The 23,035-nt window shown below is 33.0% G+C and carries 24 protein-coding genes and 1 pseudogene; 15 read left to right on the top strand and 10 right to left on the bottom strand.

Annotation, left to right across the window (positions count from 1 at the left end; translation table 11 throughout):
- Window positions 1-2 precede the first annotated feature (2 nt).
- From ACWGOQ_RS07685 to ACWGOQ_RS07670, 4 genes are read right to left on the bottom strand one after another with little or no spacing between them, the layout of a single operon-like run.
- Window positions 3-1,214, bottom strand: a complete 1,212-nt coding sequence (locus tag ACWGOQ_RS07685) for a serine hydrolase domain-containing protein (RefSeq protein ID WP_452057367.1) — start codon at window positions 1,212-1,214, stop codon at window positions 3-5.
- A 40-nt stretch (window positions 1,215-1,254) separates the two neighbouring features.
- Window positions 1,255-1,935, bottom strand: coding sequence for a response regulator transcription factor (locus tag ACWGOQ_RS07680; RefSeq protein WP_452057366.1), 681 nt, complete (start codon window positions 1,933-1,935; stop codon window positions 1,255-1,257).
- A 2-nt stretch (window positions 1,936-1,937) separates the two neighbouring features.
- Complete coding sequence (locus ACWGOQ_RS07675; protein WP_452057365.1) at window positions 1,938-3,335, bottom strand: sensor histidine kinase; 1,398 nt, start codon at window positions 3,333-3,335, stop codon at window positions 1,938-1,940.
- The gene (locus ACWGOQ_RS07670; protein ID WP_452057364.1) at window positions 3,335-4,522 is read right to left on the bottom strand and encodes a S41 family peptidase; all 1,188 of its coding nucleotides are present in this window, start codon (window positions 4,520-4,522) and stop codon (window positions 3,335-3,337) included. The genes ACWGOQ_RS07675 and ACWGOQ_RS07670 overlap by 1 nt, the downstream gene beginning before the upstream one ends.
- A 200-nt stretch (window positions 4,523-4,722) precedes the next feature.
- Between ACWGOQ_RS07670 and ACWGOQ_RS07665 the strand changes: the two genes are divergently transcribed.
- From ACWGOQ_RS07665 to ACWGOQ_RS07640, 6 genes are all read left to right on the top strand, one after another.
- The gene (locus ACWGOQ_RS07665) at window positions 4,723-5,625 is read left to right on the top strand and encodes a geranylgeranylglycerol-phosphate geranylgeranyltransferase (RefSeq protein WP_452057363.1); all 903 of its coding nucleotides are present in this window, start codon (window positions 4,723-4,725) and stop codon (window positions 5,623-5,625) included.
- Window positions 5,626-5,629: 4 nt separating this feature from the next.
- Entirely contained in the window at window positions 5,630-6,217 is a 588-nt protein-coding gene (locus ACWGOQ_RS07660; RefSeq protein WP_452057362.1) for a Maf-like protein, read from the top strand.
- Window positions 6,218-6,319: 102 nt separating this feature from the next.
- On the top strand, window positions 6,320-7,264 hold the full coding sequence (locus ACWGOQ_RS07655) for a septum formation inhibitor Maf (RefSeq protein WP_452057361.1): 945 nt from the start codon (window positions 6,320-6,322) through the stop codon (window positions 7,262-7,264).
- Window positions 7,265-7,306: 42 nt separating this feature from the next.
- On the top strand, window positions 7,307-7,597 hold the full coding sequence (locus ACWGOQ_RS07650) for a 4a-hydroxytetrahydrobiopterin dehydratase (protein WP_452057943.1): 291 nt from the start codon (window positions 7,307-7,309) through the stop codon (window positions 7,595-7,597).
- Between the two features lie 80 nt (window positions 7,598-7,677).
- A complete protein-coding gene (locus tag ACWGOQ_RS07645; RefSeq protein WP_452057360.1) occupies window positions 7,678-8,403 on the top strand; it encodes a YebC/PmpR family DNA-binding transcriptional regulator in 726 nt (241 codons plus the stop codon).
- A gap of 103 nt (window positions 8,404-8,506) precedes the next feature.
- Window positions 8,507-9,013, top strand: coding sequence for a hypothetical protein (locus ACWGOQ_RS07640; protein ID WP_452057359.1), 507 nt, complete (start codon window positions 8,507-8,509; stop codon window positions 9,011-9,013).
- Here the strand turns inward: ACWGOQ_RS07640 and ACWGOQ_RS07635 are convergent.
- The 5 genes and pseudogenes from ACWGOQ_RS07635 to ACWGOQ_RS07615 all read right to left on the bottom strand — a co-directional run bounded on the left by ACWGOQ_RS07635 (window position 9,010) and on the right by ACWGOQ_RS07615 (window position 13,600).
- Complete coding sequence (locus tag ACWGOQ_RS07635; RefSeq protein ID WP_452057358.1) at window positions 9,010-9,567, bottom strand: 1-acyl-sn-glycerol-3-phosphate acyltransferase; 558 nt, start codon at window positions 9,565-9,567, stop codon at window positions 9,010-9,012. The two genes, ACWGOQ_RS07640 and ACWGOQ_RS07635, sit on opposite strands and share 4 nt — an antisense overlap.
- A gap of 25 nt (window positions 9,568-9,592) precedes the next feature.
- Window positions 9,593-10,654 carry an iron-containing alcohol dehydrogenase family protein gene (locus ACWGOQ_RS07630; RefSeq protein WP_452057942.1) on the bottom strand — a complete coding sequence of 354 codons (1,062 nt, stop codon included), beginning with the start codon at window positions 10,652-10,654 and terminating at the stop codon, window positions 9,593-9,595.
- 78 nt (window positions 10,655-10,732) lie between these two features.
- Window positions 10,733-11,437 (bottom strand): annotated as a pseudogene (gene kdsB / locus ACWGOQ_RS07625) (3-deoxy-manno-octulosonate cytidylyltransferase); the annotation flags it as partial.
- A 77-nt stretch (window positions 11,438-11,514) separates the two neighbouring features.
- Entirely contained in the window at window positions 11,515-12,078 is a 564-nt protein-coding gene (locus ACWGOQ_RS07620; protein ID WP_452057357.1) for a DUF4126 domain-containing protein, read from the bottom strand.
- Between the two features lie 94 nt (window positions 12,079-12,172).
- Window positions 12,173-13,600, bottom strand: coding sequence for an ATP-dependent DNA helicase (locus tag ACWGOQ_RS07615; protein WP_452057356.1), 1,428 nt, complete (start codon window positions 13,598-13,600; stop codon window positions 12,173-12,175).
- A gap of 136 nt (window positions 13,601-13,736) precedes the next feature.
- Between ACWGOQ_RS07615 and ACWGOQ_RS07610 the strand changes: the two genes are divergently transcribed.
- From ACWGOQ_RS07610 to ACWGOQ_RS07590, 5 genes are all read left to right on the top strand, one after another.
- Window positions 13,737-14,390, top strand: coding sequence for a hypothetical protein (locus tag ACWGOQ_RS07610; protein ID WP_452057355.1), 654 nt, complete (start codon window positions 13,737-13,739; stop codon window positions 14,388-14,390).
- Window positions 14,365-15,195, top strand: a complete 831-nt coding sequence (locus ACWGOQ_RS07605; RefSeq protein WP_452057354.1) for a DUF3822 family protein — start codon at window positions 14,365-14,367, stop codon at window positions 15,193-15,195. Before ACWGOQ_RS07610 ends, ACWGOQ_RS07605 begins: the two co-directional genes overlap by 26 nt.
- A 1-nt stretch (window position 15,196) precedes the next feature.
- Window positions 15,197-15,739 carry an RsmD family RNA methyltransferase gene (locus tag ACWGOQ_RS07600; RefSeq protein ID WP_452057353.1) on the top strand — a complete coding sequence of 181 codons (543 nt, stop codon included), beginning with the start codon at window positions 15,197-15,199 and terminating at the stop codon, window positions 15,737-15,739.
- Between the two features lie 144 nt (window positions 15,740-15,883).
- The gene (locus ACWGOQ_RS07595) at window positions 15,884-16,078 is read left to right on the top strand and encodes a hypothetical protein (RefSeq protein WP_452057352.1); all 195 of its coding nucleotides are present in this window, start codon (window positions 15,884-15,886) and stop codon (window positions 16,076-16,078) included.
- A gap of 563 nt (window positions 16,079-16,641) precedes the next feature.
- Complete coding sequence (locus ACWGOQ_RS07590; RefSeq protein ID WP_452057351.1) at window positions 16,642-17,049, top strand: prepilin-type N-terminal cleavage/methylation domain-containing protein; 408 nt, start codon at window positions 16,642-16,644, stop codon at window positions 17,047-17,049.
- A 208-nt stretch (window positions 17,050-17,257) separates the two neighbouring features.
- Here the strand turns inward: ACWGOQ_RS07590 and ACWGOQ_RS07585 are convergent, their stop codons facing one another.
- Window positions 17,258-17,386 carry a hypothetical protein gene (locus tag ACWGOQ_RS07585; RefSeq protein ID WP_452057350.1) on the bottom strand — a complete coding sequence of 43 codons (129 nt, stop codon included), beginning with the start codon at window positions 17,384-17,386 and terminating at the stop codon, window positions 17,258-17,260.
- Between the two features lie 144 nt (window positions 17,387-17,530).
- On the opposite strand from ACWGOQ_RS07585, the gene ACWGOQ_RS07580 reads away from it, so the two are divergent.
- The 4 genes from ACWGOQ_RS07580 to ACWGOQ_RS07565 are packed head-to-tail and all read left to right on the top strand — an operon-like array spanning window position 17,531 to window position 22,895.
- The gene (locus ACWGOQ_RS07580; protein ID WP_452057349.1) at window positions 17,531-18,946 is read left to right on the top strand and encodes a GspE/PulE family protein; all 1,416 of its coding nucleotides are present in this window, start codon (window positions 17,531-17,533) and stop codon (window positions 18,944-18,946) included.
- A gap of 4 nt (window positions 18,947-18,950) precedes the next feature.
- The gene (locus ACWGOQ_RS07575; RefSeq protein WP_452057348.1) at window positions 18,951-21,188 is read left to right on the top strand and encodes a type II secretion system protein GspD; all 2,238 of its coding nucleotides are present in this window, start codon (window positions 18,951-18,953) and stop codon (window positions 21,186-21,188) included.
- A complete protein-coding gene (locus tag ACWGOQ_RS07570; protein ID WP_452057347.1) occupies window positions 21,188-22,393 on the top strand; it encodes a hypothetical protein in 1,206 nt (401 codons plus the stop codon). The genes ACWGOQ_RS07575 and ACWGOQ_RS07570 overlap by 1 nt, the downstream gene beginning before the upstream one ends.
- The gene (locus tag ACWGOQ_RS07565; RefSeq protein ID WP_452057346.1) at window positions 22,377-22,895 is read left to right on the top strand and encodes a hypothetical protein; all 519 of its coding nucleotides are present in this window, start codon (window positions 22,377-22,379) and stop codon (window positions 22,893-22,895) included. The genes ACWGOQ_RS07570 and ACWGOQ_RS07565 overlap by 17 nt, the downstream gene beginning before the upstream one ends.
- The last annotated feature ends 140 nt before the right edge of the window (window positions 22,896-23,035 follow it).

Raw genomic sequence — 23,035 nt, 5'->3', positions numbered from 1 at the left:
TTCTATATAATATTGATGTATTGTTTTTTATATTCTTTTATTACATTCCATATGTCTCGGACTGATTTAAGCATATCCTTATTTCCCTCTAAACTTGTGTTCATTAAAAATATAGCTCCTACTTTTTCATCTTTATTGAAATACATTAATGTTAATATACCAGGATCAGCTCCGCTATGCCCCATTTTTCCAGTAGGAGATACTTCCCAAAAGTACCCGTAGTTATTTTTTAATTCTTTTTTAGTATTAAATTGTTCTTTAGTTAACTTAGGTGACATCATATCCAGAAAGGATGATGTTTTGAGAATAGCATCTTCGCCGTAGTATCCTCTCATTAAGCCTTGTAGATATTTGGACAAATCTTCTATATTACTTTTAAATCCTCCATCGGGATAAGTAATTAAATGATATCGTGGTATTTTATTTCCTGTCTCTGTATAAGTAGAAGCATATTGTTCTTTATTAACGACCTTATATGACCAACCAGAATTATTTAGTTCTAAAGGTTCCAGGATATGTCTTTGCGTGTACTCGGGAAAAGAAGTATCTGTCACTATTTCGATAATATATCCTAGTAATGCACATCCTATATTAGAATATTCGTACCTACTTCCTGGTTTATACTTCAAGAAATTATTTGTTTTGTACCATTCCCCTTTTGGAGTCAAATGATTTTTTAGAAAGTTTTCAAGATTATCATCTTTATTAGCTCTCATTGCTTTCAACTCTTTCCATTCTTTTTTTGTAAAATTCCCTTCATTTAGTACTATTCCATCTTCCATCACATAACTCTTTTCATAAGCATCGGTATCCAAAATAGAAGAGGTATGGGTTGCCAGGTGCTTTACCGTAATAGCAACTTCGGGATATTTTGGATGATTGATGTTAAACGGCAAAATATTATTGATAGGCGTATCGATTGTTATTTTACCATCCTCAATCGCTTTCATTAAAGCGACACCAACAAAAGTCTTTGAAACAGAACCAATGTTTTGTGTCGTATTTACGGTATATTTTTTCTTTGTTTTGATATCCGCATAACCAAAACCTTTTTTGTAAAGTATTGTATCAGTTGTTAATATAGACACTCCTAAACCAGCTATATTACTAGTTTTATATAAGGAGTCTATTTTTTCATTTAACTGATCTTCTAATGATTGTGCATTCACACAAAAAGAGATTGTAAGACATAAAATGAAACTAATGGTTCTCATATTTTTCGTTTTTTGATTGATGATTGATGATTGATGAAATTCATTTTAAATAAAATGTAAGCCCTACTCCTCTCACACTTTCTATTTTTATCTTTTTATCTTCTTTAAAATATTTTCGTAATCTACTGATGAATACATCCATACTTCTACCGGAGAAGAAATCGTCATTACCCCAAACTTCTTTTAATAGATTCTCTCTCTTTATCAGGGTATTTTTATGATCATATAGATATTGAATTAAGATAGTTTCCTTTTCTGTAAGTTTCTGACGTTCTCCATTTAATTTTAAACAATGATTAGTTGCATCAAATTTGTAATCCCCTACAGATATTATTTCTTCGCGTATTGCCATGATCCGTTGGGATCGTTTTAGAATATTTTGAAGTCTCAAAATCAAAATATCTGCTTCAAAAGGTTTTACGATATAGTCATCAGCTCCCAGTTTTAATCCACGGATTTTATCCTCTTTCATTTTTTTTGCAGTAAGAAAAACGAATGGAGTTTCAGGATTCATATCGATCACTTTTTCTGCTAATGTAAAACCATCCATTTTTGGCATCATCACATCAAAAACACAAATATCAAATTGTTCTTCAGAAAATACCTGCAAAGCTTCTTTACCGTCTTTAGCCCAAATCACATTATATCCATGAAGTTCTAAATATTGCTTTAAAATGCTACCAAAATCAAAGTCATCTTCTGCTAATAATATATGCTTCATAATTATTCGTTTACAGGTATTGTTATAGTGAACGTAGTTCCTAAATCTAATTTACTCTCTAACGTAACTGTCCCTTGATGTGCTTTCACAATCTGGTTTGTGTAAAACAACCCTAATCCCAAACCCTTTACATCGTGAACATCTCCTTTAGTAATACGATAAAACTTTTCAAAAATCTTACGTTGTTCTTTTTCAGAAATCCCTATTCCGTTATCATGAATGGATATCTCATATTGATTTTCTTTAAGATATGTTCTAAAAACAATATCTACAGGTTCTTTACCGTATTTTACAGCATTCTCTAAAATATTTAACAAGGCTGTGGTAAACATAAATTTATCTATACTCAAAAGAACTTCTCTGAATTCAATTTTTGATGTAATGTTCACATTTTTATCTTGAACAGATAATTCAAAATCCTTTAAAACATTTTGAAAATAAACGTCATCCAATACTTCTTCTTTGTTGAGCTCTATTTCTTCAGAACCCAAACTATTCGTCACTACTTGATCCACTAGTTTTTGTAGCCTGTTATTCTGACGATCCAGAATGTCTAGTGTATTCGAAAATGCATCCGGAACATTCTGTATCGCTGTTTTTCTCAAACTTTTAGAAGCTATTCCCAAAGTCGCCATCGGAGTTTTCAATTCATGAGTGATATTATTAATAAAATCAGTTTTTATATCCGCTAATTTTTTCTGTCGAATCAAGTTTCTGATGGAATAAAACATTAGACTCACTACAAAAAGAAATAATAACACTGAAAATATAAATAACGTCGCCATCTGTTTAAACACGATCTGTTTCCAACCTATAATATTGATATAATCTACTGTTTTGATCTCTATATTTAATGAGACATTGATTACATCATTATTAACTTCATTTTCATAATCAAAATCAGTAAACCAGCGTCCCCTACTCATTACAACTTCATCTTTTTTGGGAAATTTTTCTCCAAAAGCGTACCTGTTCTCTCCATCTACTGCTGAAAAAATAGAGTCCATCTCTTCGTTATCAAAAATCACGATGCTTTTAATATCTTTTTTATATTGTATATCGTATTCTAAATTCCGGTTTGCAATTTCTTTTTTATAATACGCTATGAACAAACCATTTAACGAATCTGTTTTCGGTTTAAAACTATTGAGTGCTTCTTTTTTGAGGATATTATTTTTCTTATATTCTAATAGACTTTCACTTAAATAGGTGTACCAAAGTTCTGCTAGCGAATCCATCTCTTTAGTGTTATCAATATCACTAATAGCACTTTTTGTCTCTCGAATAAACACATCCTTCTTAAGTTGATACGTATTGTGTATTAGATAAGCTTGTATGGCGCATAGTGCTATTAAGGCTGCTGCAGATGTGATGATCAGTATCTTTATCTTTTTTTTCATTAGAAGGATGCTTTGATAATTTCAATTGCTTTTTGCAATTGATCATTGGTATCTAAGATATAATGTTTTGGTCTAAACTTCTCTCTGGGTGTTCCATTAATATGAAACAACTTTTCTACAGGAATCTGAAACCCAATACCTGTTTCTGTTACTGTATAGTTATAAATTGCTCCTAATAAGCCCGCCATTTCCGTGCCCACAATTGCTGCTCTGTTCATCCCGTCAAATCCAATTGTAATTCCTTCTCCCATACTACCTGTCCATCTTCCGCTAAGAATGACTAGCGGTTTCTCATAACTTTTTCCTCTGGGAGAAACCAATTCAATCGTATTTCTCTTAATTCCATATAGCTTTTCTTCATAAGGAAAACTATGGCGTTGATAAGGTATTTCTTTTGTACTAAACCATCCCATAATAGCTCGTGCCACTGTAGTATTGCCTCCGCCAGGTGTATCTCTGAGGTCTAAAATAATTCCACTGGTATTTTGTAGATTATTCATAACCATATCAAAAGCTTCAATGGTGTTATTATTTCCTAAAGAGTTATTAATTTTTATATAACCGATTGTATTGTCAATAATTTTTGATGTTACTAATTCTTTTTGGCTATCATTTTTTACATTTTCTATATTGAAAGTTAATGAGTCATTAACATAGATACTTCTTTTTGTGTTGTGCGTACCAGCAATCAAAAGATTTACCGCGTATTCGTAGATTGAATTTGTATGTTTCTTTATACTTTTCGGTAAATACTTTTTCATCGCTTCTGAGATTGGAACTCCGTTATATGCTGTTATTTTCATACCAATTCTTAAACCCGATTCCTCAGCAGGAAAACCTTCCCTAATAGCAGTTATAATAAAATCATTATCCTTATGAGAAACCCAGATATCTGTTCCAGATGGTATTAACCTGGTTGAAGAAACCAAATTAGTATTCAGACTTATATGCCCATTGTACAATTCGTTATTGGTCATCTCTAATAAACGAATAAAATCATCATCATTTTTAATTGTATCGACCGTAGGTTGATAAATCCTTCTTACTTCATCCCAGTCTGTTTTTTGGACATCAAAATATGCAAAGTATTGATCTACCGTTTTCCAATAATAATCAAAGTCTTTTTGATATTTTGTCTGTCCAAATGAACTAGAAACTACAAACAAAATGATGATGATTCGTAACATTACTATTCTTTTTTTGATTGTTGATGGAATCAAATGTAGAGGATCCCTGCAATCAAAACGAAAAATTCAACATCGTTAACCCACCGTTAACGTTAATATGTGTTAATTTCTTTATTAAATAATGGATGTAAGAAGTTAAGTTAATACCCTAATAAAAAGTATTAATTATTACATTTGCGAACGAATCAAACAAATCGCATATGCAATCTTATTTGAAGCTAATTAAATTTGATAATCTTATCCTGATTGCGATAGCACAACTATGTATTAAATACGGTCTTTTTGAGCCTTTTGAGATTGACATTACCTTAAATGGATTTGGAATTTCCCTTTTGATCCTCTCTACAATTTTATTAGTAGCAGCTGCAAATGTTATGCTGTATATCCAAAATAAGGAACATACTACTTTAAAAAAAAACACAAAAGGGATGATATCAGAAAAAACTGCTAATCGCCTTTTTATAATTTTTAATGTAATCGGTGTGGGTATGGGCTTTTATCTAGCGAACATTATTGGAAAACCAAAATTAGCGGCATTGTTTGTTGTGGTTTCTGGTATATTTTATATTTATGCCACATACCTAAAAGAAATTTTAATTGTCAAAAATCTACTTATAGGCATTTTAATGGCGTTAGGATTGATCGCTGTAGCTGTTTTTGATTTACTACCGGCTATTACTGAACAGAACAGGGCTTCACAGAAAGTTATCTTTTTAATTATTGTGGACTACGCTATTTTTGCATTCGTTCTAGTTACGATACGAGAAATTGTAAAAGACTGTCTTACAATTAATAAAGATCATAATACTGGTTTACAAACCATTCCAATTGCCTTAGGAAAAGATCGCACTGCCAAACTTATCAGTGGATTGACCATACTTCCTGTTGGATTGATCATTTATTATGTATATACCTATCTTTTCAGCAATTCTGTTACAGTGGTATTGGTTTTAGGTTTACTGGTGGCGCCGTTGTTATATTTTATGTTTAGGAGCTGGAATGCAGATAACAACAAAGATTTTAAAACGTTACGACTTATTTTAAAAATAGTTTTGTTTCTGTCCTCTTTATCATTATTACTGTATCAATTTATTTTACTATAGGGGTATGCTTAGAGAATTATTAAAAAACCACCGTCTTATTTTAGCTTCAGGATCACCCAGGAGACAACAGTTTTTCAAAGATTTAGATTTAGATTTCACCATTCAATTAAAGGAAATTGAAGAAATTTATCCAGATCACCTGAAAGCCTCGGCGATACCTGATTATTTAGCAAAGCTGAAAGCGGATGAGTTTACAGAACTTCAACCCAAAGATATTCTGGTTACTAGTGATACGATTGTTTGGCATCATGAAAAAGCCATGGGAAAACCTACAGATGCAAAGGATGCCAAAAACATGATATCTTCACTTTCAGGACAAACGCATGAAGTTATTACCTCTGTTTGTTTTAAGACAACCACAACGACCAAAATTATACATCAAACAACCAAAGTAACTTTTAAAGAGTTAACTTCTCAAGAAATTAATTACTATGTAGATACATATACTCCCTTTGATAAAGCGGGCGCCTATGGTATACAAGAATGGATCGGTTATATTGGCATCACCCATATTGAAGGTAGTTATTTTAATGTGATGGGATTACCAGTACAACTTGTTTATGAAACGTTAAGAGAAATTGTCGGATCGTAGCTTTATCGTACTTTAGTTTAACAATAAAATAGGGAAGTGTTATATTATACATTCGACCTATAGGTTTTATAAGAAATTACACGAATACCAAAAAATAAAACTATGAAGAAGTCATTGTTCCTATTAGGGATATTAGGTGCTTTGGTATTTATTGCTTGCAGCAATATCAAAGCAGATAAAAAGAATGGAAATACAAAAAAAACAGTAGTAAAGAATACAGATCCGGTTGTAAAACAAGCTAAAGAGCTTTCTCCAGCTTTTAAAGAATACTGGTATGCCGGTAATGCCGAAATCACTTCCTACACACTAGAACAAGCCAGATATGGTGAAATCAGACAGGGAAAAGCTGTTCTTATTTATGTAACTGAAGATTTTTTGCCAAAAGAACAGGTAAAAGCTGATCACCAGAACGATACAAATATTCCGATTCTAAAACTAAACGCTACTAAAAAGTTTACTACAGGAATTTATCCATATTCCATTATGCAAAGTACTTTTTACCCTGTAGCAGATAACCAGCATGCAATCAAAGTATCGAGCTCTATACAAGAATGGTGTGGTCATGTGTATGCACAATTAAACAATAGAGAAACCTTTGATATTATGTCTCACTCTTATTTTCAGGGAGAAGCGGATCAGGCGTTTACATTAGAAAAAGAAATTCTTGAGAACGAATTATGGACAAAAATCAGAATTGACCCTGATAATCTTCCTGAGGGAGACCTAAAAATTATTCCTTCATTAGAATATTGCCGACTTAAGCATCAAGAGATCAAAGCATATTCTGCCAAAGCTACTTTACAAAAAAGCGATAGTTTATACACCTATACAATAGATTATCCATCGTTGAACAGAAGTATTGGTGTCATTTTCAATAGTGATTTCCCTTACGAGATAGAAAGCTGGACGGAGACCTTTAAAAGTGGGTTTGGTGCAAATGTAAAAGAATTAACTACCAAAGCTACCAAGATAAAGCGCATGAAATCTCCTTACTGGAATAAAAATAGTAATGTAGATAAAGTACTCCGAAAAGAATTAGGGCTTTAATAACTTTACAAATAATAACCTTAAATAAACAAAATTATATAAATTATGAAACTTACTGAAAATGAGATTGTATCACGTCTAGAAAAAATGGGAGGTTGGGAATATGAGGATAATGCGCTTCATACTTCATTCGAGTTTGAAAACTTTAAAGATGCTTTTTCAGCGATGTCTCGAATTGCTTTTGAAGCCGAAGCTTTAAATCATCATCCTGATTGGTCCAATGTATACAATGTTGTTACTATAAGCCTATCAACACATGATGCTGATGGAGTAACTGAAAAAGACTTTCAACTTGCCAAAGCCATCGATGGAATTGTAGAAGAAGAAGAATAAAAGATAAAATGGAAATGAATATGCATTTGTGAAACTTTTGGTTTCTACTTATGTTTGTATTCTGATTTTAAATTTAGATTATGGGAAGAGCTTTTGAGTTCAGAAAGGCACGAAAAATGAAACGTTGGTCTGCAATGGCCAGAGCATTTACTAGAATTGGCAAAGATATCGTTATGGCGGTAAAAGAAGGAGGTCCCGATCCTGATTCCAATTCAAAGTTAAGAGCGGTTATACAGAATGCTAAATCTGTAAACATGCCAAAGGACAATATAGAACGTGCTATTAAAAGAGCTTCTGACAAAAGTCAGGGAGATTATAAAGAAGTACTTTTTGAAGGGTATGCACCTCACGGAATAGCTATTCTAGTAGAAACTGCTACTGATAACAACAATAGAACCGTCGCTAATATTAGATCTTATTTTAATAAATGTGATGGTAACCTAGGCACATCTGGGTCGGTAGAATTCATGTTTGACCATACCTGTAACTTTAGAATTGATGGAGAAGGTCTTGATCCTGAAGAATTAGAATTAGAGTTTATAGATTTTGGAGCAGAAGAAGTTTTTCAGGATGAAGATGGAATATTGATCTATGCACCTTTTGAAAGTTTTGGAACCATTCAAAAAGAATTAGAAAGTCGGGAGATCGAAATTTTATCATCTGGTTTTGAAAGAATTCCACAGGTAACAAAAAAAATCACACCAGAACAAGCAGCAGATGTAGAAAAACTTTTGGAAAAAATTGAGGAAGATGATGACGTTCAGAACGTATATCATACGATGGAAGAGTCCTCTTCTGATGGATAGCTAAATTAACAACAATACCTTATAAAAAGACTGCCAACAAAAGGCAGTCTTTTTTTGTTAAGTTTAAAATATGTTTTCGACTTAACTAAAAATCAGCACGATTATGAAACCTTGGATTTTTTTGGTATTTCTTTTTTTTGGATTAGTTGCTCAAGCACAAGACATGAATAATGATATTTTAGGCGAAATTATAACTAAAAAAGCAGATACATTAGGTGGAATATCAGGGAACTGGCAGTTTGTTTATAAGCAAACTACTATGCTTTGTATTACTGATGCAAAAAACAACAGAATGCGCATCATTGCACCTATCATAGAGTCAACCCATCTTGATAAAGATTTATTATTAGATGCTATGACAGCTAATTTTCATTCGGCGCTGGATGTTAAATATGCCATTTCTAATGGAATTCTTTGGTCGGCATATGTTCATCCACTAGAAGAATTGAGTGTCGAACAAGTAGAAAACGCATTATCTCAGGTATATTTGGCTGCAAAAACATTTGGAACTACATTTACCAGCACAGAATTACTTTTTGGTGCTGGGTCTTTAGAAGAAGAAAAAACTAAAAAAGAAGTTATTAAAAAACAGGAAACTCGAAAATTCTAGGCTTCTGGTTCAAAACTATATTTAGGAATTTTACCTTTAACACCTTTAAAGAAACTATACATAAACTGTAAATCTTTATCAATATCATCTGTTGGGTAAAAAGGAGAAGAAATTACTACTCTTTTTTTTCCAAAGTCAAAGGCGACCATAATGATAGGAACATTGGCAGCTTTAGCAATATAATAAAATCCTGTTTTCCAAGTAGTCACTTTCTTTCGAGTGCCTTCTGGAGCCAGTGTTAATCTTAGTTCATCTCGTTTTTCAAATTCTTTTGCGATCGCTTCGACTTTATTCTGCCCAGGTGTTCTATCCAAAGCGATCCCCCCAACTTTTCTAAAATACCAACCAAATGGCCATTTGAAAAGTTCTTTCTTTCCCATAAAACTAATTTTTACCTGTTGTATCTTCCGAATTAATAATCCAAGATAAAAATCGTGCCAGCTTGTATGAGGAACTGCAATAACGACACATTTTTTTATAGTCTTACTATTGAAGTCACCAATCATCTTCCATCCCATGATTTTATAAAATATAAAAGATGCTAGTTTTGTCATGGTAATTTCAGTTATGAAAAATCAGCTATAAAGTTCGGTAAATCTTTTTTAATATATCCGCACTTATTTTATCCTCCCAATTCTTACCCAAGGCATTTTCCCATAATGGCACTAAACCTAAGGCTACAGATACCATAGTGTCTAGTTGTTTTTCAGTGATTGTAGCGCAAATTCCTGTTGGCAGTTCTATTTTATGTACCTCTTTCATTTTTTTAAAGAGTGCAACACCTTCAGGATAATAATCGCCCAATTTATCGAATACAATACAGTTTCCTATACCGTGTTTCGTTCCTAATACATAGGCAAGTCCATAACTCATTGCATGAGCTACTCCAACTTGCGAATATGCAATACTCATCCCTCCATGCCAAGAAGCCATCATTAATTTTGCATCTGCTTCTTCCTTGTCTAGTGTTTCGTCTAAGAAAATTTCTTTGCAAAGGTCGAGTGCTTTTTCTCCATAACTTTGGCTAAAAGCGTTCAAATATGTTCCTTTTAAGGATTCTATACAGTGTATATAACAATCCATTCCTGTATAGAACCACTGATCTTTTGGTACATCTTTAATCAACTCAGGATCTAAAATTACCTGATCAAATGGGGTGAAATCAGAGTTAATACCCAATTTTTTCTCAGGACCAGTTAATACTGTAGTTCTCGAAACTTCTGCACCGGTACCTGAAATTGTCGGGATTCCAACATGGTACACCGCTCTGTTTCCAACAAGATCCCAACCTTGATATTCTGTAGCGCTACCTGTGTTGTTCATCATTATGGCAACTGCTTTTGCCAGATCCATTATAGATCCACCTCCAATACCAATAATACCACTTGGTACAAAACTATAGTTGCTCCTAAATTCTGAAACAAGCATATCAACCTGTGATGTTTTGGGCTCTTCTTTGGTAGAGACGTATACTATTCTATCATTTCCTGATAGCTGTATTCTATTTTCAATGAATGCTTTATTCTGTTCAAAAACATCATCAATTAGATAAATAAATGGAGCTCCGTTTTTTCGTTGAGAAGAGAGGATTTGTTCTAATTGGTCAAAAGAACCTTTACCAAAAACCACTCTTGGTACCATAGGGAAATTTTTATGAAGAGCTTCCTTCACCTTAGGAGTCTTTGTAGCTGTTATATTCAAAAGATTTTGTTTGTTAATTAGTTTTCTAGCTTTTTCTAAATCTTCCGGGGTATCAATTTCCACACCTTCATGATGTGTTTCTATCATTTTAATATTCTTACCATACTCAAGATATCGTATGCATTCTATTTTCTCAGAAGCTTCTAGTGTTTTCATCGGTAGGCGATAAAAATCCAGAATGGCTTGCTTTTTAAACGCATAGATTCCTTTATGTTTAAAATACGTATGATGTATTTCTTTATCTCTTGGATAAGGTATGGGAGCACGAGAAAAATAAAGAGCATAATTGTCTTTATCCACAATCACTTTTACACTATTAGGATTCACGATATCATCCCAATCGTTTATAGGAGTCATTAAACTTGCAAGATCTATCTTATCGGCATCATCTCCTTCAAAAACTTCCAACACCTTTTCTAAACTTTCTCTTTCTGTAAAAGGTTCATCACCCTGAACATTGACTACGATATCGATGTCCATATTTTCTACCGCCTCTGCTATTCTATCACTTCCACAATCATGTGCTTTGATACTCATGATTGCTTTACCACCGTTTGATGTAATTTCATCGAATATAATTTCACTATCCGTAACTACGTATACTTCATTAAATAATGATGTATTAACCGCTGCTTCATACGTACGTAAAATAACAGATTTGCCCTCAAGATCCTGCATTAATTTTCCAGGGAATCTGGATGCAGCATATCTCGCAGGGATCATTGCGATGGTTTTCAGGTTCGTTTTGTTCAAAATTGCTTGCTTTTGCAGGGTCAAAAATAACTTTTTTAAATCGATTTTCAAGAAGAGCTAATGAATAGTTTTTTATAAACTTTTCTTAAACCAAAAAATAAAATTATTAAAACAACTATTGCCAATAAGGGAAGGAATATAGACAATACAGACATAATCGTTGCAGTTCCTGTTTCTGCTGTAGAAATAACAGGGTTAGCCAACCCTCCTGTTGTCGCTGTAGAAGTTAATCTGGATGCACTCATGGTACTTTTTACAGTTGCCGCTGTTCCTCCTCCTGCAATGATAGCTAATGCCCAGGTTACTACAGGACTTAAATTAGCAGCAGTAGATACCATAACGGCTGTTCCGGCGATGGCAGCCAGCGGAATTGCAATCGTATCCAGTAAATTATCAAACCACGGAATATAATAGGCTAAAATCTCTATCAGTGTAGCCGCCAATAATACAATTAATGCCGTATTGCTTCCAACCCATTGCCAATTATCATTTAGTGGAATTATATTATAATGACCCGCCAAGCTCATTGCCAATAGCGGTAAAAACACTCTAAACCCTACAGAAGCGGCTAATCCGACTCCAAGACATATACTTAAAATTGTTTCTTGCATATTGCATTCAAAATCAACTCAATTAACACGCTTTCACTTTACCACTATTATCTTATTCTTAGTTATAATGAAAAAAACTAAAAAGCTTCTTTTATCAATTTTCGGTAAAGGAATCGTCTTTAAATCCTATAAGATACAATTTTTCTTTGGCTCTCGTCACTGCGGTATACAGCCAACGTAAATAATCCTTATTCATACCTTCGGGTAAATAAGGTTGTTCTATGAACACAGTATCCCATTGTCCACCTTGCGATTTATGACACGTAATTGCATACGAGAATTTTACTTGTAATCCATTGAAAAACTTATTGTTTTTCACTCCCATAAATTTCTTATATTTTGATGTTTCATCTTCAAAATCTTTCAACACTTCCTGATACAGTTTATTAGACTCTTCATAGGATAAAGAAGGACTCTCAGAAGTTAAGGTGTCTAGAATTAAAACCGTTTCTAAAGATTTTTGATCAGGATAATCTACCATGGATATTTTAACCTCGGCGAATCGAAATCCATAGAGCTCTTTTATAGCATAAATTTCGAGGATTTTAATAATATCTCCATTGGCAATAAATCCAGCTTCGCTTTTAGTATCTAACCAGAAATAGTTGTTCTTTACAACCATTAAATAATCTCCGGCAGAAAGCTCATCCTCCTGAAAAAGTATTCTGGATCGAATCTGTTGATTATAAATATTGGCCCTTTTGTTAGATCTCAGTATAATTACAGATTCTTCATGACCTTTACTAGCATACGAATCGTTTAATGCATCCATAATATCGTGTCCATCAATTAACCGAATGATATCTGGATATCCTAAAATATTAAATTGGAAAGATTCATAAAACCCATCGTTCAATAATTCTCTTAAGGAGGTTGCATTCATTAAAATTCCACTATCCACGGCTTGTCTTACTACTTCATCTAATTCTATCTGAGTTACCTCTTTATCAAAATTTAAGGACAATGTATCCGAATCCAACGCGGGGCTTACCTCTAATTTCACAGGTGGTAGCTGCGCTGTATCCCCTATAAACAGTATTTTGCAATTATGACCAGAGTATACATACATCATTAGATCATCTAGCAAAGAACCATTCTCAAACAATTTACTTTCACTTGGCGTATCCGGTATCATAGAAGCCTCATCAACAATGAAAATTGTATTTCTGCTTTTATTTTGTTTTAATTGAAAAGCCAGTCCTCCACTACTATTTTTTTTTGGATAGTAAATATTTCGATGTATCGTCTGTGCTGGTCTACCAGAATAGTTACTAATTACTTTGGCTGCACGACCCGTAGGAGCTAATAATACTGAATGAAGCTTGGCCTTCCATAGGTTTTTGACCAAAGTGCCTATTAAAGTTGTTTTTCCTGTTCCTGCATACCCTTTAAGCAAAAAAAGACTGTTTCTGGTATCGGATAAGATAAAATTTGCAAGTTTCTGAAGTACAATATCCTGTTTTAGTGTAGGTTCAAAAGGAAAATCATCTCTAAGCAATTGATAAAACTCTGTTTCTCTCATGAAAAATTGTATTCCTTTACTGCGTTAATCTGTTAATAAATCAAAGATAGTAATGATTTTTTGGCTATAAACTTTTACGATTAAAAAAAAATTGTAGATTTGCGTATACACTAATGTCTAAAAGCTAAATTATAAAATGAAAATTGTTCTTCAACTAGTTCTATGGGTAATTATCGCAGCCTTGGGTTACATGGTATACAATTCAGTAATGGGTCCTGTACGATTTAACAAGATTAAAAAAGTTCGTTATGAAAAAGCCATTGAAAACCTAAGAGATATTCGACAAGCAGAGCTAGCGCATAATACAGTAGTCGGGAGATTTGAAAAAGATCCTGCTAAATTAATTGCTTTTATAGATACTGCTAAATTTACACTTGTTCAACGTAGAGATTCTAGTTTTATCAGATTTAATAAAATATTGAAAATTGATGAGCCGAGAGATACTGTTGTAGTAGATACGCTTGGTTATGCGTCAATTAAAGATTCTTTATTTGGAGGAAGCGATCGTTATAAAACAATGATGAATGTTCCAATAGAAGGAGTCGATGCTAAATTTGATCTGGATGCTGGTTTTATTGATAAAAACGGAATCAGAATCAGTGTTTTTGAAGCTAAAGTTTCTAAAGATGTGTTATTACACGATCTGGATAAGGATTTATTATATCAGGAAAAGCAAGTGGTTTCTGTAGAGGGTGTAGATGGACCATTTTTGTCCGTAGGTTCTATGCAAGAAGTTAACACCACTGGTAACTGGCCTAAAACGTATGATTCAAATACAAAACAAGAGTAATAATTCAGGTATTACAAAAAATACATTGTCCATTCAGGTAAGCCTGAATGGACTTTCTTTTTGCACGGTAAATACTGATGGTGAAATAACTGCCTTAGAACAGGATAATTTTGGAGTCTATTTATCTCCAGAACAGGTTCTGGAAAAAATCAAATACACTTTTGATAACAACCCGAATCTTCAATATGATTTTGATACGGTAGAAGTAATTTATCAAAACGATTTATACACCTGTGTCCCCAAAGTTTTATTTGACAGTGAATCTCTAAAAGATTATTTGAAATACACTATCAAAGTATTAGAAAATGATTTCATAGCTTATGATGAATTAGATCAACACGAAATAGTAATTGTTTATATTCCGTATGCTAATATTAATAATTTCTTTTTTGAAACCTTTGGTACTTTTACTTATAAACATGCCACAACCATACTTATCGATAGTATTCTAACAAAGGAAAAAAACAGTGAAATTATCAGCGTATTTGCCCATATGAGTGCCAGATCCTTTGATTTGGTAATAACTCGAAAAGGAAAGTTATTATTGGGTAATTCTTATGTATATGAAACGCATGAAGATTTTTTGTATTATGTGATGTTTGCTGCAGAACAATTACGATTGAACCCAGAAGAATTTCAATTAATTTTTTTAGGGGATATCTCTAAAGATAGTACTACTTGCACTATTGCTCATACTTATATTCGTAATGTACGTTTTGGAGAAAGAAATAGCAACCTCAACATCTCTGATGATCTACCTCCTATGGAGGATCATCAGCATTTTGTTTTATTAAGTAACTTTTAATATGCGTATTATCTCAGGAAAATATAAAGGAAAGCGTTTACAGGCGCCTAAAAAACTACCGGTCAGACCTACCACAGATATGGCCAAAGAAGGGTTATTTAACATTCTTAACCATCACTATATATTTTCTCAAGTCACATTACTCGATCTTTTTGCCGGAACCGGAAACATAAGTTATGAATTTGCTTCTCGAGGTTCTGAAAATATTACTGCAGTAGATACACATTATGGATGCGTAGGCTATATTAAAAGTATTGCTAAAGAACTTGATTTTACTATAGACACTATTAAAAGTGATGTATACAGTTATCTGGAAAAAGTAAAGAAAAAATCAGATATTATCTTTGCTGACCCACCATATGATTTCACAAATGAGCAGTTTGCAAAAATAGCCAATTTGGTATTTGAACATGACTTGCTTAATGAAGATGGTGTTTTAATCATCGAACATTCCAAACATACTACATTAGATGATGTAATCAATTTTAAGAATTCCCGTAAATATGGAGGATCTGTTTTTAGTTTTTTCGAAAAAACCTGTTGATTATCTTTAAAGGAACAAATCCAAACTCAGTTTTTAATAAAAAACAACCGTTTATCCACATAATTCTGTCGAAACTCCACAACAGTCATTTTCGTAATGATTACAAATTTATATTAGGGAAATCTAATACGTAAAATTTACATTATGATCAAAAAAATCAAAGATTTAGGAGCATCTCTAACGAGAGCACAACAAAAAGAAATCAATGGAGGAAATATCGCCGGAACACGTTGTAATACCAATGCAGACTGTTGGAATCTTTCTCCTTTTTTAGGACCTGGAGATGTTTCATGCCGATATTCTCCTTTTTCGTCATACAAAGTATGTCAGTTTAATTAAAAGAAATATTATTGTGTGTCTAAAGGAGTCTTACCGAAAGTTTGGCTCCTTTATTTATTAAAACTACTTTAAGTATTTAGAATTTTTAAGAAAAAATACTTTAATAATGGTAGTGTCTCTACTTTCGGAAAAGTACATAACTTAGTAAAAACCAAATATATAAATCTTTTCAACGTAGCTATCCAGCATAAACATTCTGTTTAAAATATTCCTGCTATATATTTATTTTTCTTCTTATGAGAAACCCTACATCGCTGTCAAACCTTTATTATATTTTACAAAATAACCACTATAACTAGTGCCGGTATAGTACGTTTCACGCTATATAATCAGAGAATCAATCATCTTCTCCTTACATTTTATTGTTATAATCGATTAGGTACTACTTAAAAGAACAATAATTTTTCAAATGTACATGGTAACAAAATCTGCTTTCATGACACTAGTATATACGTCGGGTGTTTATAAATTATCAATATTATGAATATCAGGCAGCTAAGTAAATCAAAAAAAGTATATTTTTGCAAACCTAAAAACAGAAGACTAGTTAACGCCTACGTAACATGAAATACAACATACACAAAATCAGAGCATTCAATCTTCAGGAAATGCTTTTGGTTTTGGCAATTATAGGAATATTATTATTGATAGCACTACCTAATTTTTTGCCTCTTATTGCACAAACAAAGGCACAGGAGGCTAAAATACAACTAAAGACTATTAGTAATATGCAAACCCAATATAGATATCTTAACTCTAAATACTCCTTGGACTTTAATGAAATAAATTATGAATCTCCGGTTACCGTCAAAAGCGGTGGTACAGCGAACTATAGTTATGAAATTATTGAAGCTTCCATTTCAAACTTCAAGGCAAGAGCAACTGCTGTAATTGATTTTGATGGAGATGGGGTTTTTAACGTATGGGAAATTGACCAAAGCGGAAGTCCTAAACAAATCACTAAAGATTAATGCTTATTTTGAAAGGACTCATACTTTTTAACCTTGGTTATATCGCTGGGCAAGACTTACTTCATCGCGAAGTTTATTGGTTTTTGTTTTTAAGTCTACTAATCTTGTCTGGGTTTCTTCATTATGATACCGTCTTACTGATTCATTTCAAAAATGCAATTTTAATAAATATAGCATTAGTAACCTCCATACTGGTTATACTTTATATTTACGCTACAATCAGGATTAGAAGACCATTTTTCAAAGAGGTATTTGGACTCGGTGATGTGCTATTTTTTTTAGTCTTTGCTGTAGCTTTTCCTACAGTAAACTTTACAATTCTATTTGTATTCTCCATACTATTCTCTTTTATACTATGGTTGATTCAAAAAAAGTATTCTAAGCATAAGACAATACCGCTAGCTGGATATATGTCAGTTTTTTTGATATTAATTTACACCGGTAGTTGGATCTATACATCAATTAACCTATATGCACTCTAATGAAAATAAATTCCTTTGAAATACCGGTTCATATAAAACAATTGATTACTCCCAATCAAGCTTTTCATTATAGAATAATTCCATTTTCTAAACAGAATGACATTGTAAGTTTTAAAACTGATTCAGAAAACCCTTCAATGCTGCAAAAAGAGCTTTCTATTATTCTTAATCAAACGGTTGTTCTCATTCCTGAAACAAAGGAAAACTTACAATCTTATCTTACATTAAACTATCGGAAAACTACCGCTGCTTCCAATAGTAAATTACATTATGAAGATAATTTTTTACAGAAGTTAATCACGACAGCCAAGGATTTTGGAAGTAGTGACATTCATATGGAACCGTACGAAAAGTTTTGCAGGGTACGATTACGATTGGACGGAAAACTGAAAGAACAATACACAATTAGTAATAAAGAATACCCTCAACTCATCAATCAAATTAAGATACGATCAGGATTGGATATTTCTCAAAAAAGACTGGCACAAGACGGGCGTATTACATTTAAAAATGGCACTGAAGAATTTGACATCAGGGTTTCTACAATGCCAACCCTCTATGGAGAAAAAATCGTTTTACGTCTGTTAAACCGTGACACACAGGATGTGCAACTCCACGATCTTGGTTTTACCAATAAAGAGCTTAATCTGTATAGAGAAGCTACAAAAAAACCACAGGGAATTATTCTTATTTCTGGCCCAACAGGTTCTGGAAAGACAACAACATTATATGCTACTTTAAAAGAATTAAATAAAGAAACTTCTAATATATTAACTATAGAAGATCCTATAGAGTACACCTTAGAAGGAGTTAATCAAGTACAATTAAGGGAAGATATCGAATTTGATTTTCCTGCGGCTCTTCGTGCTTTTTTACGTCAAGACCCAGACATCATCATGGTTGGTGAGATTAGGGATGATAAAACAGCTAATATGGCAATTAAGGCTGCTTTAACCGGGCATTTGGTATTATCTACCATACATACTAATTCAGCTTGGGCAACTATTTCCAGATTAATTGACATGAAAGTTCCCTCTTTCTTATTAGCCAGCACCCTAACAATGAGCATTGCGCAAAGATTGGTAAGGAAATTGTGTATTCATTGCAAGAAAGAAAAAATAGTTGAAGCAAAAGATTTTCCTTTGGGATTTGATATTCCAGAAAATATAATAAGGCTCTATATCCCAACCGGTTGCAATCATTGTTATCAAACAGGATACCTAGGTAGAAAGGCAATTTATGAATTGTTACCTATTACTAAAGAATTAGAAACTGCAATACGTCATAACAACCTACAAATTGATGACTACATTGCGACCCAAAATATCGATACGCTCCAAAAAAATGCGATACGCCTTGTAAAAGAAGGTGTAACTTCTGCAGAAGAAGTTTATGCATTATTGGCAAACAACTAATGCTATGAAAAAGAATATCTTTTTAATATATCTTATTTTAAATCTTGGAACCTTCTCCTACGCTCAGGATACGTTTCAAACGCAATCAGAAAGTAACACCAGAATTGCTACATTAGAGAATAAACTGCGGCTACTCAGTTTAGAAGTACCAGGTCTGGGAGAAAAAGTAAATGTGAATATTTCTAATACTACGTTACTCAATTTTTTAAGAGCAGTTTCACAGGTTCATAACATGAATATCAATCTTTCTGATGAACTCAACACGATTACGATCGTAAATGGTTTTAATGATGTTAATGTGCAGGATCTTCTGTTATTTTTAGCGAAAGAATATCAATTAGATATCGAATTTACCGGCAATATATTATCAATAAAGAAGTACATACCTCCTGTTCAAATTCCAAAAGAAAAAGAACTGATTATCAATTATGATCTGGTAGCTGGAACTTTATCTACAGACCTCAGAAATGACCCTTTACCTAAAGTATTTAGAAAAATCACTGAAGTTTCTGGAAAAAACCTGCTTTACACTCCAGAATTAAATTCAAAAAACGTAACACTATATTTACGTAATGTACCTATAGAAGTTGCTTTACAAAAACTAGCAGAAACAAATAATTTAAACTATAATAAAACAAGAGACGGATTCTACGAATTTGAAAGTATCCCAGGTTTAAATGATGGTTCTAACCATACTGGTTCGAACTACAGAAGAAGTAGAAGAAATTCTAATTACAAGGTAGTAGATACGCTGCATAGCGTTTTATCAGTTGATTTAAAGAATGCTGATGTAGCGACACTTATTCAAGATGTATCAGAAGATCTAAACCTTAATATTTTTACAGCTTCTCCCTTAGAGAATGCCGGTACGGTAACCGTAAAAGCAGAAGCGATAAGTTTTGATGATTTACTTGTTAAGATTTTTGAAAGTAAATCCAACGCCGTAGCACCAAATTCAACAACAAACAACCAGAACAGCAGAAATAATAACAACCCGAGTCAACAGAGAGGCTTTCAAAACAATGCCGCAACTGCAACATCAACCAATTTTACTTTCAAAAAAGAAGGTAATGTTTATTATTTTGGTACAGAAAATCAATTAACCATTAAGAAAGTAGAAATTGTACAAATGATGCATCGTTCTATCGCAATGCTGGGTGATGCGAATCCGGCAGGAGGATTAGGAGGAAATAGTTTTGGAAATAATAGTTTTGTTACGGGAGGGACTAACTTTTTTGGTAACCAAGGAAATTCTAATTTTAATCAAAATGGAGGAAATACCACAAATCAAAGAGGACTCAATACAGGTGTTTCAAGAAATGCTTCATCTAATAGGTCTGGAAATACACAAGCTGGGTCTATTTCTGATATTTTTCCTGCATCTGTAATCCAGGGATTAGATATTAAAATAGATACAGAACTGAACAGCTTTATCGTTAGTGGATCCGGAACCCGGGTAGAAAAGTTTAAAAAGTTTGTAACTTATATTGACAAACCTGTTCCACTCATTCTTATAGAGGTTATGATTTTGGAGGTAAGCAAAAGTGCTACGGTAGAAGCTGGCTTGGAATTTGGTATCGGCAAAGAACCTTCTACAACAGAAGGAGTTACATACCCAAATGCAAATATTACTTTGGGCGCACAAACAATCAATAGAATTATAGGTGGATTTGATGGATTTGGATCACTGAACCTTGGTAACGTAGTTCCTAATTTTTATATGGATATTAAAGCCATGGAGTCTAATGGAAATGTAAAAATATTATCCACTCCAAAACTAAGCACGCTCAATGGTCATAAAGCATATTTATCAAGTGGGCAGACTACGTATTATGCTATAACCAGTCAGAATATTTTTGGATCACAAAACCCACAAACATCAGAGATTGTAAATTATCAACCTATCGATGCAGAATTAGCATTGGAATTTAAACCTTTTGTCTCTGGAGATGGTCAGATCACTTTAAACATACAAGTTATACAATCTAATTTTAGTGGGGAACGCATTGCAGAAGATGCACCACCAGATATTAACAGCAGAAGGTTTTCTTCAATAATGCGAATGCAGGCAAATGACGTTGCCATCTTAGGAGGTATCGAAGAAAAAGTAAAAAATGATTCCGGATCAGGAGTTCCATTATTATCCCGTATACCGATCTTAAAATGGCTTTTTAGTAAAAGAAGAAGAGAAGACTCCAGGAAAAAATTGAATGTAATTATAAAACCTACAGTATTCTATTAATGGGAGCACCATTTTCAAAATATAAGCTATTAAAAAAGAAAAGTTTTGCTTTTGAACACTCCGAGCAAGAAAATAATCTTGTAATTCTTGGAATTGAAGTACAACAAAATAATGACGAATTAGATATCATTCAAGATTTTGTAGTTGATGACATTGGTAATATCTCAGAATATTGTAAATCTTCTATAAGAGCAAATTTAGTGATTACTGATAGTAAGATTCTTAGTAAAGAAGTACATACTACAGGTACGGATCAGGAAATTCTTGCGGATGCTTATCCAAATGTTGACCTTGATGATTTTTATTATCAAATCTTAAAAACAGATACGAAATCGTTCGTTGCGCTTTGTAGAAAACAGTATATTCACAGCTTAGTAGATGCGTATAAAAAGGTAAATATACTAATCACTAAAATTGATTTGGGTAACCTTACAACCTCGTCTTTGTTATCGTATTTATCGAATACAGAATTAATCACGTATACTGCAGTTATCAAAAACGATCAAGAAAAGATTCTCTCTATTCAGCCACATCAAGATGTAAAAGAAGATTATAAAATTGGTACAACGACTATTTCCAGCACGCATACGTTACCTTTTTCATGCATTCTGGATACGATCTCCGGTCAATCGGCTATTTCTGGTAATACTGAAGAAAAAAACATAGAACTCTTTAACGTATATAAAGAATCTCTATTTTTCAAAAATACCTTGCAATACGGAATTAGCTTTTTATTAATTTCTTTATTGATTAATTTTTTCGTTTTTAACAGCTCCTATAAAACCTGGCAAGGGCTTCAGGAAGAAGAACAAATTTATGCTATACAAAAAGAGCATATCAAAAAGCGTAAATCTACAGTACATACTAAAGAGGCCATTGTGACCAGCATACTAACCACTGGTTTCTCCAAGAGTTCTTATTATATTGATCAAATTATACAATCTCTTCCGTCCACAGTTATTCTCAAATCATTTTCATATCAACCGATTGGTAAAACAATACGAGATGATAAACCAATTATGATAAAAAAGAATACATTACTAATTACAGGAAACTCATCAGATAAGGCTGCTTTTACTGCCTGGGTAGATACGATTGAAGATGTATCTTTTGTACAGACTACCACGATTAATTATGGATGGGATCAAAAAAACACATCTGCATTCGAACTGGCAATACTTTTAATTAATGACACAGAGAAATAAAAACATACTATTAGTTATAAGCTTATTACTGGTTTTGTATGTGGCGTATCAGTTTGGTTTTGCCAAAACTTTTGCGATACACAACAAAATGGTTGCCCTACAAAGTCAAAAAGAAGCATATCAATCTGCTCCCGCTCAACTGGCTGCATTAACCAACAAGGAACGGCAACTGGATGAAATCCTGAAAAAAAATAATGTAGAAGGAAACTCGCTGCAAAATAGTATACTAAAAGTACTCAACACCTTGTCTGGAGATTCAAAATACAAGATCATCACTTTTGAAGAACCTCATACCTATTACGACGAGACATCAAAAGAAACCACAACCACTTATAACTTTACTTTACAGGGAGATTACAAGTCATTAATTCAGGTAGTGTATGCATTGGAACAAAAATACAGTTTTGGTAATGTGATCCACGTTAATTTCGAAAAGAAAAAGAATTTTAGAACAGGAAAGAGTTTTTTGCAATGTAGTCTTTTATTACAGAGAATTCATTAAGAGTTACAAGCAATAACTTTGACTATCACCAAGCTTATAAAGCGCTAAATAGTGAAATCCCAACTCTTCAGCCGTAAGTTGGTTTCTTACACTTCCAACATCTGACTTACGACATTCAGCCACTTACATCTAATTTTAAA

This window comes from Aquimarina ulvae, from assembly GCF_053613295.3.
The sequence above is the reverse complement of the archived record's forward strand: the minus strand, read 5'-3'. Positions and strand labels throughout refer to the sequence as shown.

Bases quoted from the DNA above. Each gene is read 5' to 3' on its own strand.
- ACWGOQ_RS07685 (WP_452057367.1), bottom strand. From the start codon at position 1,214: ATGAGAACCATTAGTTTCATTTTATGTCTTACAATCTCTTTTTGTGTG.
- ACWGOQ_RS07680 (WP_452057366.1), bottom strand. From the start codon at position 1,935: ATGAAGCATATATTATTAGCAGAAGATGACTTTGATTTTGGTAGCATT.
- ACWGOQ_RS07675 (WP_452057365.1), bottom strand. From the start codon at position 3,335: ATGAAAAAAAAGATAAAGATACTGATCATCACATCTGCAGCAGCCTTA.
- ACWGOQ_RS07670 (WP_452057364.1), bottom strand. From the start codon at position 4,522: ATGTTACGAATCATCATCATTTTGTTTGTAGTTTCTAGTTCATTTGGA.
- ACWGOQ_RS07665 (WP_452057363.1), top strand. From the start codon at position 4,723: ATGCAATCTTATTTGAAGCTAATTAAATTTGATAATCTTATCCTGATT.
- ACWGOQ_RS07660 (WP_452057362.1), top strand. From the start codon at position 5,630: ATGCTTAGAGAATTATTAAAAAACCACCGTCTTATTTTAGCTTCAGGA.
- ACWGOQ_RS07655 (WP_452057361.1), top strand. From the start codon at position 6,320: ATGAAGAAGTCATTGTTCCTATTAGGGATATTAGGTGCTTTGGTATTT.
- ACWGOQ_RS07645 (WP_452057360.1), top strand. From the start codon at position 7,678: ATGGGAAGAGCTTTTGAGTTCAGAAAGGCACGAAAAATGAAACGTTGG.
- ACWGOQ_RS07640 (WP_452057359.1), top strand. From the start codon at position 8,507: ATGAAACCTTGGATTTTTTTGGTATTTCTTTTTTTTGGATTAGTTGCT.
- ACWGOQ_RS07635 (WP_452057358.1), bottom strand. From the start codon at position 9,567: ATGACAAAACTAGCATCTTTTATATTTTATAAAATCATGGGATGGAAG.
- ACWGOQ_RS07630 (WP_452057942.1), bottom strand. From the start codon at position 10,654: ATGGTACCAAGAGTGGTTTTTGGTAAAGGTTCTTTTGACCAATTAGAA.
- ACWGOQ_RS07620 (WP_452057357.1), bottom strand. From the start codon at position 12,078: ATGCAAGAAACAATTTTAAGTATATGTCTTGGAGTCGGATTAGCCGCT.
- ACWGOQ_RS07615 (WP_452057356.1), bottom strand. From the start codon at position 13,600: ATGAGAGAAACAGAGTTTTATCAATTGCTTAGAGATGATTTTCCTTTT.
- ACWGOQ_RS07610 (WP_452057355.1), top strand. From the start codon at position 13,737: ATGAAAATTGTTCTTCAACTAGTTCTATGGGTAATTATCGCAGCCTTG.
- ACWGOQ_RS07605 (WP_452057354.1), top strand. From the start codon at position 14,365: ATGATTCAAATACAAAACAAGAGTAATAATTCAGGTATTACAAAAAAT.
- ACWGOQ_RS07600 (WP_452057353.1), top strand. From the start codon at position 15,197: ATGCGTATTATCTCAGGAAAATATAAAGGAAAGCGTTTACAGGCGCCT.
- ACWGOQ_RS07595 (WP_452057352.1), top strand. From the start codon at position 15,884: ATGATCAAAAAAATCAAAGATTTAGGAGCATCTCTAACGAGAGCACAA.
- ACWGOQ_RS07590 (WP_452057351.1), top strand. From the start codon at position 16,642: ATGAAATACAACATACACAAAATCAGAGCATTCAATCTTCAGGAAATG.
- ACWGOQ_RS07585 (WP_452057350.1), bottom strand. From the start codon at position 17,386: ATGGAGAATACAAATAGAATTGTAAAGTTTACTGTAGGAAAAGCTACA.
- ACWGOQ_RS07580 (WP_452057349.1), top strand. From the start codon at position 17,531: ATGAAAATAAATTCCTTTGAAATACCGGTTCATATAAAACAATTGATT.
- ACWGOQ_RS07575 (WP_452057348.1), top strand. From the start codon at position 18,951: ATGAAAAAGAATATCTTTTTAATATATCTTATTTTAAATCTTGGAACC.
- ACWGOQ_RS07570 (WP_452057347.1), top strand. From the start codon at position 21,188: ATGGGAGCACCATTTTCAAAATATAAGCTATTAAAAAAGAAAAGTTTT.
- ACWGOQ_RS07565 (WP_452057346.1), top strand. From the start codon at position 22,377: ATGACACAGAGAAATAAAAACATACTATTAGTTATAAGCTTATTACTG.